Below are 14,847 nucleotides of genomic sequence, written 5' to 3'. Positions count from 1 at the left end.
TTATTAATTTTCTTTTTATATAATTAAATTCAAAAGTATCAACTTTTTTGTTTATTCTCCAATAATATGCAGCTCTGTAAATTCTTTATCTACAATTAAATAATTATCATTTTCAAAAGTTATTTTATCAAATAAAACTTTTTCATTATCAATTTCTATCTTTTTGACTTTAAATGGTAAACCGATAAGATTTATTTTATATTTTGAATAATTAGTATCGTATTTTCCTTCTTTATGAACCTGAATTATTAATTCTTTTTCCTTTCCTATTGTTTGAAATGACAGAAAACTATATCTTCCTTTTTTATAATCATATCCATCTTGAGCATCCTCATAAACTACCGACTTTTCTTTACCTAATTTGTAGTAAACATCTAATGTTAACTCATCAAATTCAAGTTCTCCAACGTATTGTTGGATAGGGTATTTTGGAATTATGGCACCTGATTTTACAAAAAGTGGGATTTGGTCAAATTTAGTATCTACCCAAATTTCTTTTCCTCCTTTAACTTCTACATTTGTCCAATAATTATACCACTGTCCACGAGGAACATACATTCTTCTCCCCAAAGAATTCGGCTCAAGAATAGGGCAAACTAAAATTTGATTTCCAAAAATAAATTCGTCATTTCTATAATGTGTTTGAATATCCTCTTGATCATAATAAACCAATGGTTTCAACATTGGAATCCCTTCTTCAATATATTGCCAAAACATAGTATATAAATACGGCAATAACTGATAACGCAAACTGACAAACTTTCTGGTAATATCAATAACTTCTTCATCAAAGGCCCATGGCTCTTGATTTCCATGATCTCCAGAAGAATGGGTTCTACAAAAAGGATGAAAAACTCCTAATTGAATCCAACGTGCGTACAATTCTCCCGAAGGTTGTTCTGCAAATCCTCCGATATCTGATCCTGTGAAACCCATCCCGGAAATAGACATACGTTGCACTTGAATATTCGCAATCCATAAATGTTCCCAAGTGGCAACATTATCACCTGTCCAAGATGACGAATATCGTTGTGCTCCGGCATAAGCTGATCGCGTAATAACGAAAGGTCTTTTTGGATAAGCAAATCTTTTTACACCATGATAGGTAGCTCTCGCCATTTGAGTTCCATAAATATTATGCGCTTTTCTATGACTACATGGATTTCCATCGTAATCATGCCTTACATCCATTGGAAATGTTTTATTAGGAACCTCCATAACGGCAGGCTCATTCATATCATTCCACACTCCTTTTACTCCTATATCCGAAACTAATTCTTTAAATAAACCTGCCCACCATTCTCTAACTACGGGATTTGTATAATCTGGGAAATTACATTCTCCAGGCCAAACCTTTCCTTTCATGTAAGGACCATCGGCTCTTTTGCAGAAATAATCTTTTTCTAATGCTTCTTTGTATATCGAATATTCTTTGTCAATTTTGATTCCCGGATCAATGATTACCACAGTTTTGAAACCATCCTCAGCTAATTCAGCGACCATTCTTTTGGGATCAGGAAAATATTCTTTATTCCAAGTGAAACATCGAAAACCTTCCATATAATCAATATCCAAATACAGGGCATCGCATGGAATTTTTAATTCTCTAAATTTAGCTGCTACTTCTTTTAAATTACTTTCCGGATAATAACTCCATTTGCATTGGTGATATCCAAGTGCCCAAAGTGGAGGTAATTCCGGTTTACCGGTCAAATCAGTAAATGTGGTTACTACATCCTGCATTTGTGGTCCATAAATAAAATAATAATTCATTTCTCCACCTTCAGCCCAATAACTGGCTACATTTCTTCTTTCGTGACAAAAATCAAAATAAGTTCTGAAAGTATTGTCAAAGAAAATTCCATAAGTCTTTTTATTGTGTAATCCAATGTAAAACGGAACCACTTTATATAATGGCTCTTGGTCTTTTTGAAAAGCATATTGATCTGTAGCAAAATTTTCCAGCCTTTTTCCTTTCAAATTCAATTGGGTTGCTTTGTCGCCAAGTCCGTAAAAACATTCTCCATCTTTGGAAGACTTACTCATTTTTACAATATTACCCCCATATTCATAGCTTTCTTCCCAATGAAAACCCAATTCATCTTCTAAAATCAGATGGTCTTCCAAATCAAAAATAGACAATCGCACATCTATTTTTTGAATTCTGCATTGCACTTTACTGGTTTTTATCTGATAATAATCTTCTACCTCAGAAACCTCAAGAAAATTATATCCGTGAGAATGACTTTTGTCAATAGCATACGAAAAATCATTACTAAAATATCCTTTTGTGGTAAATCGAAAACGTATTAAACTATCTCTTAAGACAGTTACTTTTAATATCACACTATTGTCTGTATGAAAAAAAACGGAATCTACTTCATGTTCAAAGGAAACTATTTTTGTGGGATATAAATCTCCTTTATATTCTAATTCTGTATTTGTAATCATTTTCTGTGGTATTGATTTTGCTGTCAATTTGCTACTCAAACTTACAAAAAATACTTTGTAAACAGCTGCATATCTTGTGTTTATTCACGAAAACGTTGTAATATTCAAGACATAGTAATACCAAATCACATTACTAATTATTTCCATATTGGATGAAATTTATTAGTAATGCAATTTGATACTATAAGTAAAAAATTTATTTATGAAATTTTGAAAACAGTTACACTTAAAGGTGGTAAAAGTAATTCTGTAGAATAATCCCTTCCGTCATAAGGCATGGCTTCAACGGTCAATTTTTTAGGATTAGAAAGCCCGCTTCCTCCATAATCAGCAGCGTCACTATTAAAAATTTCGATTAATTTCCCTTTTCTTGGTAAACCAATACGATAATTAGGACGAACTACCTGAGTAAAATTGCAAACTACAATCACATCTTCTTTTGGATTATTTCCTTTTCGAATGAAAGACATCACCGCATTTTGGTGATCTGAATAATTAATCCATTCAAAACCTTCCGGACTAAATTGTTTTTCATGCAAAGCGGATTCCGTTTTATACAATTTATTCAAATCAGTAATCAATTTTTTCACCCCTTCATGGAACGGATATTGCAATAAATGCCAGTCTAAACTTCCTTCAAAATTCCATTCGCTACTTTGTCCAAATTCACTTCCCATAAACAATAATTTGGTTCCGGGATGTGTGAACATATAACCATACAACAATCTTAAATTGGCAAATTTCTGCCATTCATCACCAGGCATTCTTCCCGCAATTGATTTTTTTCCATAGACAACCTCGTCATGGGAAAGCGGCAACATGAAATTTTCAGAAAAAGTATAGGTCATTGAAAAAGTCAAATCATTTTGATGGTATTTTCTATACACGGTATCTTTTTGAAAATATTCCAAAGTATCGTGCATCCACCCCATCATCCATTTCATTCCAAAGCCTAATCCACCAACGGATGTTGGTCTTGAAACCATAGGGAAAGAAGTACTTTCCTCAGCAATGGTTTGAACTCCTTCATAATTCAGATAAACAGCTTCATTAAACTCTTTTAAGAAACTTATAGTATCCAGATTTTCTCTTCCTCCGTAAATATTAGGTTCCCATTCCCCATCATTTCTGGAATAATCCAAATATAACATGGAAGCCACTGCATCAACTCGTAACGCATCGGCATGATAATATTGTAACCAGAATAACGCATTACTAATTAAAAACGAACGAACTTCATTTCGTCCATAATTAAAAACTAAACTTTTCCAATCCGGATGATACCCTTTTCTACGATCAGGATGTTCAAAAAGATTTGATCCATCGAAAAATCCTAAACCATGCGCATCATCTGGAAAATGAGAAGGCACCCAATCCAAAATTACTCCAATTCCTGCTTCATGTAATTTGTCTACCAAATGCATAAAATCCTGTGGATTTCCAAAACGGGAAGTTGGCGCAAAATAACCTACTAATTGATACCCCCAAGAAGGATCATACGGATACTCCATTATAGGCATGAACTCTACATGAGTAAAGCCCGTTTCTTTTACATAATTTACCAAATCCTCCGCAAATTCTAAGTAAGTCAAAAAACGATTTTCTTCAGCATGACGTTTCCAAGAACCTAAATGCACTTCATAAACTGAATAAGGTTTGTCCAAACCATTATGGTTTTGACGCGTTTTCATCCAGTTTTTATCTTTCCATTTATAATCTAAATCCCAAACTACAGAGGCAGTATGTGGTGGTTTTTCACAGTAAAAAGCAAAAGGATCTGCTTTTTCAGTAACAATTCCTCCATTATTGGATTCTATTTTATATTTATAGGTCGCACCTTTTGTAATGTTGGGGATAAACCCTTCCCAAATACCTGATGAATCCCAACGCACTTGCAACAAATGCTCTCCTTGCGTCCAAAAATTAAAATCCCCAACCACAGATACAGAATGCGCAGTTGGAGCCCAAACTGCAAAATAAACACCATCAACACCATCAACTGTTACAAGATGTGCTCCTAGTTTTTCGTAAAGTCTAAAATGTTTCCCAGCTTTAAACAAATCGATATCAAAATCGGTAAAAAGGGAATGCGAGATAACTTTATTCATATTTTATTGTGTATTTCTAATTACAAAAAAATAATTAGAACATTAAATTAAAGAAAAAACAGTTTGTAAATTTACTTTATGATATAATTGTCAGGTATAACTGCACCTTTTTTAATAACAACAATTCCGTCTTTAATAGCGTACAATTCATTTGAAAAATCTTCTAAATGACTGCCTCCGTTAATATAAACATCATTACCTATTCTACAGTTTTTATCAACAAGAGCATTATTTATAAAACATCTTTCTCCAATACCTATTAATTGTTTATTGTTTTTAACATCTTCATTCATATCGTCAATATTCTGGTAGAAATCATTCCCCATTACATAACAATTTTGAATTATGGTTCCTTCACCAATTCTAGATCGAATACCAATTACAGAATGGTTTATTTCTTGGGCATTCAATATACAACCTTCAGAAATTAATGATCTGTCAACAGTTGTTTTTTGAAATTTCGATGGCGGTAACAATCTTGGTCTAGTGTAAATTTTATTGTCGTTATCAAATAAATTAAACTTAGGCAAGTCTTCCGTTAATCCAATATTAGCTTCAAAAAAGGAATCAATATTACCAATATCAGTCCAATATCCTTCATATTGGTAACTTAATATCTTTTTATGCCCTACAGCTTGTGGAATAATTTCTTTACCAAAGTCTTTAGTTTCTTTATTTGACATGATTTCTACCAACAATTTTTTGTTGAATATGTAGATTCCCATAGAAGCCAAGTAATGTTTTCCTTCGCTTTTCATTTGCTCACTCACATCCGATTCCCAATCCGGCAATAATTCTTTGGCTGGTTTTTCAATAAACGACTCGATACAACTTTCTGAATTTGTTTTTAAAATTCCAAATTCAGGAGCATCCTTTGCATTTACCGGTAAAGTAGCAATGGAAATATCAGCTTCATTTTTGATGTGCTCTTCTAGCATTTCGTTGAAATCCATCTGATACAGCTGATCTCCGGAAAGAATCAAAGCATAATCAAAATCATGATTCAAAAAATGGGGCATACATTGTCTTACAGCATCTGCAGTTCCTTGAAACCAAGTTGGATTATCTGGCGTTTGTTCCGCAGCAAGAATATCAACAAAGGCATGACTAAAAATACTAAAGTTGTACGTATTTTTAATATGCGCATTTAAAGAAGCCGAGTTGAATTGTGTCAATACAAACATTCTATAAATATCCGAATTCATACAATTTGAAATAGGAATATCTACCAATCTATATTTACCTCCTATCGGAACAGCTGGTTTAGATCTTGTTTCTGTCAATGGGTATAATCTGGATCCTTGTCCTCCTCCTAAAATAATTGCAATAACATTTTTCTTTTTAGCTTTCATTTCTTCTTAATTATTAAATTGTACATTTCTATATATTCTTGACAGACTCTTTCCCAAGAATGATCTGTGCTCATTCCTATTTTTCTGATTTTATTTAAATGTTTTTTATCGTCATATAAATCGACTGCTCTTTGAATCGAATAACAAACATCCCCTACTGTTGCTTGGTCATGGCAAATCCCATTTCCATCATCTCCAAAATCAATAACAGTATCTTTTAATCCTCCTGTCCTTCTAACAATAGGAATTGTTCCGTATCGCAATGAATACATTTGATTTAAGCCACATGGTTCCACTCTGGAAGGCATTAACAGAAAATCAGAACCAGCATAAATTAAATGGGCTAATTCTTCATTGTATCCAATAAAAGTATTGTAGTTACCTTTATAATCATCCAATAAGCTGTTCAGTTGCTTTTCAATTGTTGGATTTCCAGAACCTAAAATTAAAATATTAATTGCTGCATAATTTTCAGATAATGCAAGTGCTGAAGCGTGCGGTAATAAATCCCCTCCTTTTTCTTCTAATAATCTTCCAATAAAACTAAAAAGCGGTTTTGTTGGATCTAAATTAAAAAGGCTACATAATTTTTCTTTATTTTCCTGCTTGCCGTTTTCAAAATTTTTAATCGAATAGTTTTTTTCAAGCATCGCATCTTTGGCAGGATCCCAAACTTCAATATCTATTCCGTTCAAAATTCCTCTGGATTTATAACGTACCAAATTAAACAAGGATTCTAAACCATTAGCCGAATAATTTATTTCATTTAGATAATTTGGGGAAACTGTGGTTACCGCCCAAGCACATTTAATTCCTACTGCTAGCGAATTGATACAATTATCCCATTCTAAAACTTTAACATGACTCAAATCAAATTCAGGAATATAATATAATTTATCAAATCCGAATTGCCCTTGATACAAACCATTATGAATGGTAATCATAGAAGGTGTATTACGCAATTTTTCGTATTTATGACAATACAACATCATAAAAGGAACTAAACCCGTGTGATGATCATGGCAATTAATAACATCCGGAACTTCATTTCTTCCTATAATCCAGTCTAAAGTGGCAATTTGGAATGATAAAAAACGTTCAATATCATCCTGATAACCATAAACTTCTTTTCTGTCAAATAATTCGGGGATTTCTACCAGATACAATTCAAATCCCAACTTGTCTGTTTTTTCCTTGAGAACGTTAAAAGGAAAATTAAAACTCCCTAATTTTACATGTCCCCAATGTACACATTCAAACTCATTTTCGTTTCTAAATTTTGAATCATAACAAGGTATTACTACTCTTACAAGATGTCCTGCATTATTTTGATATTTTGGTAATGCACCCACAACATCGGCTAAACCGCCAACTTTTGCTACTGGGTAACACTCTGCACTGATATGAAATATTTCCATTTATGAAATTTTGTTGTTTTTCAGTTAATTCTAATTTTATTCAGGTCTTTTTTTAACAATTCTAAATATTTATTATTTCCGTCTTTTATGTTAATACCTATAAAACCTTTGTAAAAAATATTACTTTTATGTTTTTCTAAATTTAGTAAAAAAACCATAACATAATAACACGCATGAAAATTTATTGAAATGACAAAAAAAACTTCTATTCATATACAATCATTGAAAATTCCTAAGATTATCTTATTAACCAGTAAATTAATCTCTTTTATTTCGCCAAAATTAATTACATTATTTGCTGCCAAACTATTTACGACCCCCATAAAACATAAAATTCCAAAAAGAGAATTGGAAATGGATCGAAATAGTACCCAAAAATTAATCAAGATTCCAGCCATTGACAAAGAGGTCAATTTATACCAATATGGAAAAAGTGAGAAGAAAATTTTATTGGTTCATGGTTGGTCTGGGAGAGGCACTCAATTATTCAAAATAGCTGACGAGTTATTAAAAGCAGGATATTCCACTATTAGTTTTGATGCGCCTGCACATGGAAAATCACCTGGAAAAAACACTATTATGGTTGACTTTATTGCTACCATTTTAGAGATTGACAATCAATTTGGACCATTTGAAGCTGCAATTGGTCATTCACTGGGTGGTATGTCAGTTTTGAATGCCATAAAAAAAGGATTAAAAGTAAATCATGCCGTTGTTATTGGTAGTGGCGATATAGTACAAGACATAATGGATGACTTTGTGGCAAAATTAGGATTGAAACCAAGTATAAGCACTCGTTTGCGTTTGCATTTCGAAAAGATATATAAGGAAGAAATGATTAGTTATTCGGCTTTTTTAGCGGCGCAAGAAACTACTATTCCTATTTTAGTGATTCATGATAATGATGATCCCGAAGTTCCGGTAAAAGCTGGAATACACATTCATAAATACTTAAAAAATGGAGAATTATTATTAACCAATGGCTTAGGACACAGGAAAATTCTTGGGAACCCTAAAGTAATTGAAAAAACAGTTCAATTCATTCAAAATAAATAACCGTATTACACAGTTATATATAAAACTATAAATCATGAAATATCCTTTAGAAAAAACAGAACAAGAATGGAAAGAACAATTAGGAGCTGAACGCTACCGAATTCTTCGTCAAAAAGGAACTGAATACCCTCACACTGGAACGTATAACCTGCATTACGAAAAAGGAACCTATTGCTGTGGTGCCTGCGGAGAACCTTTGTTTGAAAGTAATTCCAAATTTGACGCACATTGCGGTTGGCCCTCTTTTGATGAATCAATTCCTGGAAAAGTACAATACATCTCGGATGTTACACATGATATGAAACGTACTGAAATTCTTTGTGCCAATTGCGGTAGCCACCTCGGACATGTATTTGATGACGGACCTACTAAAACGGGACAACGGTATTGCGTGAATTCCTTATCAGTGGACTTTAAAGAATAATGCTATGGATTTATTTGAAAACTCAAATGATTGGGCTAAAAAATTAGAACCTATTCTAACAAAATACAAAGGAAAGAAACATCCATTGGACTACCATAATTTATACCAATTATTGGTAATGGTGGTACTTTCGGCGCAAGATTCTGATGCTCATGTCAATAAAATTGCTCCCGCTTTATTTGAAGCATATCCAAATATAAAAAGTTTGGCGGTGTCGAATCCAGAGGCATTAATACCACATATCTCTAGTGTTAGAAACTTTGGTACCAAAGCAAACTGGTTGCTGGAAATCGCGCAAACCATCCAAAAAGATGAAAGTATTCCGCTCACTATGGAGGGTTTAGTTGCATTAAAAGGTATCGGACGAAAATCAGCCAATGTTATTATGCGCGAAGCAAAAGTTCCTGCGGAAGGAATCATCGCCGATTTACACGTTATCCGTGTTGCTCCCAGAATTGGATTTATTACCGAAGCCAAAGACGGTATCAAAGTTGAAAAACAACTCATGCAAGTGCTGCCAAGAGAAATTTGGGGCGAAATTGGGATGGCTATTTCATTTCTGGGAAGAGAAATTTGTCGACCACAACCTAAGTGTCCTGAATGTCCTGTTAATGGGATCTGTGAGTATTATAGAGAGCATCAGTAGTGTTTGGGGTGATAAAGAATTCAAGTTACATTTCCAACGCACTTTCTAAATTACCTTTAAATTTAGTTTCATCAGCATTATTATAGAAAGGCACACCTGTGATTTTATATTTGTCTGTATGTATTTTGATTGTATATTCTTCTTCTCTAATTTCTTTTAGAAAATCTTCTTTCCACTTATCGTGGGCAACTAAATGAGCACCTTTGGGTTCTATAAAAACTTGATAAGTCAATTCCTCTCCTTCTTTTTGTTTGCAAAACAAAATAAAGTCAGGTTCAAAAGCACGTCCTAACTTATCGATAATTTTTATTTCTCGTTCATTTCTGATAAGGAAAATATTATCAAATTTTTTATTTAAACTTTCAAATCTTCTTGAAAACATGGAGACAAAAGCTTTTTCTTCACTGGTTCCATAGTTGGCATTATAAACATACCAAGGTTTGTTAGCTACTAATTCTTCTTGTCCATTTGCTCTTTCGTTATCTTTTGAAACTCTAATTTCTTTGTCTTTAAAAATTTTGTGAACATATTCTTTGATATAATTTGAACCTTCAAACTCTGTCAAGTTCAATTTCATTTCCATTTCAATGGTCTGTAAAAGTCCTTGAATAGAAAGTAAATAATCACTGTTAGTAATATCCGAAAGTCTTGTTCCAGAACCACTGAAAATAATTTCAAGACTTCCCAAATAGTCTGTACTATCAATGAAATTCGATAACGAACCAACGTTTGGAAAATACCGTTCTAAACTATCAAAATAGAAAAATGGATTTTGAGAAAGTGCATATCTGATAACGTGTTTTGGTATAGCTGAAAGTTTAATGTCTTTTGAATGTTGCACTTCTGCTTCATACTGTACCTCCATTTCAAAAAAAGCACTTGTCATTTTACCAAACCCCGATGAAAGTTGATATTTATAGTTCTTTCTCGAAACACCCAAATCCGCAAACGATTTTACATTGTCATAACTTTTCTCTTTTTTCTTATTAAAAACAACCATCCCGTTTTTATAAAAATGGGTTTGTTTGAAATCTTCTTTTAGGGTAAGTTGTTTTGTTTCCAATCTATCCTCGTCTTCATAAACACCGGACTCCACAAGGGCTTTCTTCAGTTCCGAGATATATCGGCTGTCTTCTTTAGTGTGATAATACAATTCCTCCAATATTTTTAAATCGTTGGTTACGTCATCATCATATTTTCTCGTGAATTTGTCTTGTCCCGTTTCCAAAGCAAACGGAAAATATCTCGCGCCCCTGCCAATAAGTTGTGCTTCCGAAAGTGTTGTAGAACCGATTTTTCCATCTTTACCGTCTCTTGTTTCGTATAGCCGAACAATGTCAAACAAGTTCAAAACATCCCATCCTTCATTTAATTTTTGAACCGCAAAAACAGCTCTGATTGGATTATTTTCTTCCTCTAATGAATTTAACAGTAATTGATTTTTCTCGGCTTCAACATCATTATTAGCACTGATACAATTTTCAAATTTAAAATTTGACTTTATGCGATTTGCCATCTCCGTTGATGAAATATTTTTTACGTCAAAGAATAGGAAAGCCTTTTGAAGTACTGTAACAGTCGCAGTATCTCTTATTTTGTCAACCAATGAGGCCGACATTTCATCAATGAGTTCGTGAAAATTTATTTTATTTTGTTCCGACTCTTTAATGGTTTTCTTTGCTTTAAAAAGGATTACGGGTTTTAAATTAATATTATTAGCAGTTGCCAATTCCTGTCGGTACAAGTTCAAAATCAAAGCTTGCATTATGCGTCCTTTTTCGTCATACAAAGACCTCACAAGGTTTATTTCTTTAGAGTATTTATCTGTTCTAAATTGCGCCAGATCATATTTGTAAATAACTTTATCTTGATATTTGTTTGTTATTTCTTTACTACCGTAATCCAATGTAGCAGTAAACTCTAATAAAATATTTTCAAAATTCTGATTCAATATTTCCAAAACGGTACCTTCCCAACTTCCGAATAAAACGCCATTACTTTTGGTTGCCGAATTCAAATGGTGTGCTTCATCTGCAATTAAGACTATTTTTTTGTCCTCAAAGTCTTCGTAAGTAACGCTATTTTCCTTGGTGTTATTCAAGTCAATATGCAGTTGCTGAATAGTGGTGAATTTAATATTGATGTTCTTATCATCTGCACTTTCAAAAGTATCGATTTCTTTGATATAGACTTCCCGACCGTCAACCACAATTTTATCACTGAATAAATATTTAGAAGTTTGCGAATTCAAAAAGTTATCCTTCGTCTTCTTGATGATATTATTTGAATTCACAAAAAACAAAAAATTACGATACCCTTTTTCATATAAATAAAGCATTAAACCAGCCATCACAAGGGTTTTACCGCTTCCGGTTGCCATATTGTAAAGCAAGTGAAAAGGTTTTGGAGGTTTCCCTTCAAAATCCTCGTTATATAAATAAACAAATCGTTTAAATGCCTCTATTTGATAAGGTCTTTGACCATAACCCGGCTTTAAGTTATCAGAAACATAGTTTGGTAAAGAAACTCTGGCTATTTCTTTTTTTCCAAATGGATTGTTAAAAGTATCGTGTAATAAACTCATCGCTACTTATTTTTTATTTGATAAAAATCCGCCGTTATTTTCTTTTCTTCAACTGAAATATCAAACTCATTGTCAGCCAATGAAGAAAAGTTAACATACAATTGATTTTTGTCTAGCAGTTCCATCAAATGCTGTTGTTGTTCTGTAAACGTTAGAGCTTTAAAATCATCAATATGTGCATCTTGCTTTTGCAAATCCACATTATAGCTAAGGAAAGATTTAGCTTTCATCTCTTCCCAAATTTTCAGCAAATCACCTATAGTTTGTGCATCTTGTATTTGCTCAACAAAAGTCTGATTGTGTTTTTTAAGTTCGAAGTAAACGAATTCGCCAACTTTGTTATTTGCAATTACTTTTTTTATTCTTTCTGCTGTAACAGTCTCTATATAATTCATTTGTTCACAAATGATAAATTTTCTGTTTCCACCATCTTCTTTGTTTAATTCTAAAACTGCATGTGCCGTTGTTCCTGAACCTGCATGATAATCTAGAACTATATCTTCCTTTTCTGTCCATAATTCTACTATACGTTTTAATAGATTAGTATTTTTTGGATTTTTAAAGACTTCATCACCCATTAATTTTTTTAATTCACTTGTTGCTGAAGATGTCAAAAAATTTTCATCCCACCAAGTTGTAACAGTTTGTTTAGACAATACTGCTTTCTCTTTATAATATTTTTGTTGAAGTCCCGTTGCGGTTTTTACAACTAATCCTTCCTCATACATTTTTTGCATTTTTTCTTTCGAAAATCTCCAATATCCTTCAATACCATCAAAATCATAAAAAGGATTACCTTTAGCAGCTCCACCAGGACCATCAACAGGGACTAATTTATAATCACCTCTTTCATCCTTTAATTTAAAACCTTCAAGCGATTTTTTAACTCCAAATTTTTCTTTTTTGGAAAATACAAGTCTTTCATTTTTTGCAAAAAGCAAAATATGGTTATGATTGGGCGAAATAATTTTGTCATTTGAAATTGAACCTCTAGATTTATGACAAATATCTGCAATAAAGTTTTCTCGCTTAAAAATTTCATCCATCAATACTTTGCAATAATGCGCTTCTTTATCGTCTAAGCTAACAAAGATAACTCCATCATCTGATAATAAATCTTTGGCAATATCAAAGCGATTTTTCATGAATGATAGCCACGAAGAATGATTGAAATTATCATTATACTTAAATCCATCATTTCCTGTATTGTACGGAGGATCTATATAAATCAATTTCACTTTTCCAGCAAATTCTTCTTTTAAAGTATGCAACGCCAAAAGGTTATTTCCTTTAATAATAAGGTTATCTGTAATTATTCCTTTATCGTTTCTGTTGAATTTATCAAGCAAACTCTCGCCATTTGCCGTATATCTTTTAGCGTTGGTTAAAACTTTTGGTTCTAAAAGTTGACTAATCTCATCTTGCGCAAGAGTTTCATTAAAAAATATTTCTTCACGTTTATCTTCTTCCCGACTTTGCCCGCCTTCTAATACGCAGTCTTTAAAAGGCCATACTAAAGCCACTTCGTTTCGCTGTTTTAAATATTTGTCGCCAATGGTTAAACCAATTTTGTTTTTATAAGCTGTATAGCTGTCGTTCAAGTAATTTTTTTGTTCCAGAAATTGAATAAACAGGGATTGATTAAAAACCAAAATACCTTTCACATTCAGAAAAAACTTCGCTTTTAATACTGCATCATCAAGCAACAATCCTATTAATTCAGCATCATAATTTTGAGCTTTGGTTATAACCACCCATTTTTTTAATTTTCCGTCATCGGTAACATAATTGGGTTCATTTTTTAAGACTGTTTCAAGAGAAGCGTAGAGTTTCATTGCGTTATTTTTATTTTTTCAGAGAAGTAAATTTGAAAAAAGTCAAAAAAAATAGGCGTAGGCTAATTACCTTACTCGTATCTGAGGTCCGACCAAGAACCCTACCTACAAAGTAAAGCAACGCCCACACCTACGCGTGAACGTTATCTTAAACTTCCCTGTAGGTATAAAAAATTTGGTCGATTTCAGATACAGGCTTATTCGCTAAACGCTAATTTTTATATGTCTTTATTATTTTTCTATGGTTTCGTTTTTTATTGGATAGCAAATATAGGTGTTAATTTCTATACTAATAGTATAAGTAAAAACTTATCTGAGCAATAGCTTAATGCTATTAAGTTAAATTTTTACTGAATATAGATTAACGATTTCTGATTGCGGATTTTCGACCAAGATATTATAAGCAAAAAATATATATTTTTTATTTGATTAGCAATATAAATATTTATGGGTCATCAGAAATCAGAAATCTTAAATATTTTCAATAAAAACATAAATAAAACATTTTCAAAAGGTTACAAAAATTATCTTAAACTAAAGTAGTATATAAACGAAAAAATCCTCATCAAAAAAATAATGAGGATTTTTTGTAAAATAAAAAAACTTCAGCCAGCGTTAGCTAACTGAAGTTTCTTGTACTCAGAGCGGGACTTGAACCCGCACGAACATTGCTGTTCACTGGATTTTAAGTCCAGCGTGTCTACCAATTTCACCATCCGAGCATTTTGTGGTACCTCCAGGGATCGAACCAGGGACACATGGATTTTCAGTCCATTGCTCTACCATCTGAGCTAAGGTACCATATACTTTCCTATAATGAAAGTATGAATAAAAAACCCCGTTCGTAAGAACAGGGTTTTCAAAGAAAGGCGACGACATACTCTCCCACATAACTGCAGTACCATCTGCGCAGGCGGGCTTAACTACTCTGTTCGGGATGGGAAGAGGTGAGCCCCGCCGCAATAACCACCTT

General features: G+C 32.8%; 9 protein-coding genes, 2 tRNA genes and 1 rRNA gene. 3 read left to right on the top strand and 9 right to left on the bottom strand.

Annotated elements, in window-relative coordinates; all coding sequences use genetic code 11:
- Positions 1-51: 51 nt before the first annotated feature.
- From ACM55H_RS11000 to ACM55H_RS10985, 4 genes are all read right to left on the bottom strand, one after another.
- Positions 52-2,451 carry a glycoside hydrolase family 31 protein gene (locus tag ACM55H_RS11000; protein WP_416836532.1) on the bottom strand — a complete coding sequence of 800 codons (2,400 nt, stop codon included), beginning with the start codon at positions 2,449-2,451 and terminating at the stop codon, positions 52-54.
- A 200-nt stretch (positions 2,452-2,651) separates the two neighbouring features.
- Positions 2,652-4,559, bottom strand: coding sequence for a 1,4-alpha-glucan branching protein GlgB (gene glgB / locus ACM55H_RS10995; RefSeq protein WP_416836531.1), 1,908 nt, complete (start codon positions 4,557-4,559; stop codon positions 2,652-2,654).
- 71 nt (positions 4,560-4,630) lie between these two features.
- The gene (locus ACM55H_RS10990; protein WP_416836530.1) at positions 4,631-5,911 is read right to left on the bottom strand and encodes a glucose-1-phosphate adenylyltransferase; all 1,281 of its coding nucleotides are present in this window, start codon (positions 5,909-5,911) and stop codon (positions 4,631-4,633) included.
- Positions 5,908-7,329, bottom strand: coding sequence for a glycogen synthase (locus tag ACM55H_RS10985; RefSeq protein WP_416836529.1), 1,422 nt, complete (start codon positions 7,327-7,329; stop codon positions 5,908-5,910). Before ACM55H_RS10985 ends, ACM55H_RS10990 begins: the two co-directional genes overlap by 4 nt.
- Positions 7,330-7,518: 189 nt before the next feature.
- Here ACM55H_RS10985 and ACM55H_RS10980 point away from each other — a divergent pair, with 189 nt between their 5' ends.
- From ACM55H_RS10980 to ACM55H_RS10970, 3 genes are read left to right on the top strand one after another with little or no spacing between them, the layout of a single operon-like run.
- The gene (locus ACM55H_RS10980) at positions 7,519-8,385 is read left to right on the top strand and encodes an alpha/beta fold hydrolase (protein ID WP_416836528.1); all 867 of its coding nucleotides are present in this window, start codon (positions 7,519-7,521) and stop codon (positions 8,383-8,385) included.
- Between the two features lie 34 nt (positions 8,386-8,419).
- Positions 8,420-8,809, top strand: a complete 390-nt coding sequence (msrB, locus tag ACM55H_RS10975) for a peptide-methionine (R)-S-oxide reductase MsrB (RefSeq protein WP_416836527.1) — start codon at positions 8,420-8,422, stop codon at positions 8,807-8,809.
- Positions 8,810-8,813: 4 nt separating this feature from the next.
- Positions 8,814-9,455, top strand: a complete 642-nt coding sequence (locus ACM55H_RS10970; RefSeq protein ID WP_416836526.1) for an endonuclease III domain-containing protein — start codon at positions 8,814-8,816, stop codon at positions 9,453-9,455.
- A 25-nt stretch (positions 9,456-9,480) separates the two neighbouring features.
- Here ACM55H_RS10970 and ACM55H_RS10965 read toward each other — a convergent pair whose 3' ends face one another.
- From ACM55H_RS10965 to rrf, 5 genes are all read right to left on the bottom strand, one after another.
- A complete protein-coding gene (locus tag ACM55H_RS10965; RefSeq protein WP_416836525.1) occupies positions 9,481-12,039 on the bottom strand; it encodes a DEAD/DEAH box helicase family protein in 2,559 nt (852 codons plus the stop codon).
- Between the two features lie 2 nt (positions 12,040-12,041).
- Positions 12,042-13,874, bottom strand: coding sequence for a DNA methyltransferase (locus ACM55H_RS10960; RefSeq protein WP_416836524.1), 1,833 nt, complete (start codon positions 13,872-13,874; stop codon positions 12,042-12,044).
- A 636-nt stretch (positions 13,875-14,510) separates the two neighbouring features.
- A tRNA-Leu gene (locus ACM55H_RS10955) sits at positions 14,511-14,596 on the bottom strand.
- A gap of 6 nt (positions 14,597-14,602) precedes the next feature.
- Positions 14,603-14,675, bottom strand: a tRNA-Phe gene (locus ACM55H_RS10950).
- Between the two features lie 63 nt (positions 14,676-14,738).
- Positions 14,739-14,847, bottom strand: a 5S ribosomal RNA gene (rrf, locus tag ACM55H_RS10945).

This window comes from Flavobacterium cryoconiti (assembly GCF_048158645.1).
Classification (GTDB): Bacteria; Bacteroidota; Bacteroidia; order Flavobacteriales; family Flavobacteriaceae; genus Flavobacterium; species Flavobacterium cryoconiti.
The sequence above is the reverse complement of the archived record's forward strand: the minus strand, read 5'-3'. Positions and strand labels throughout refer to the sequence as shown.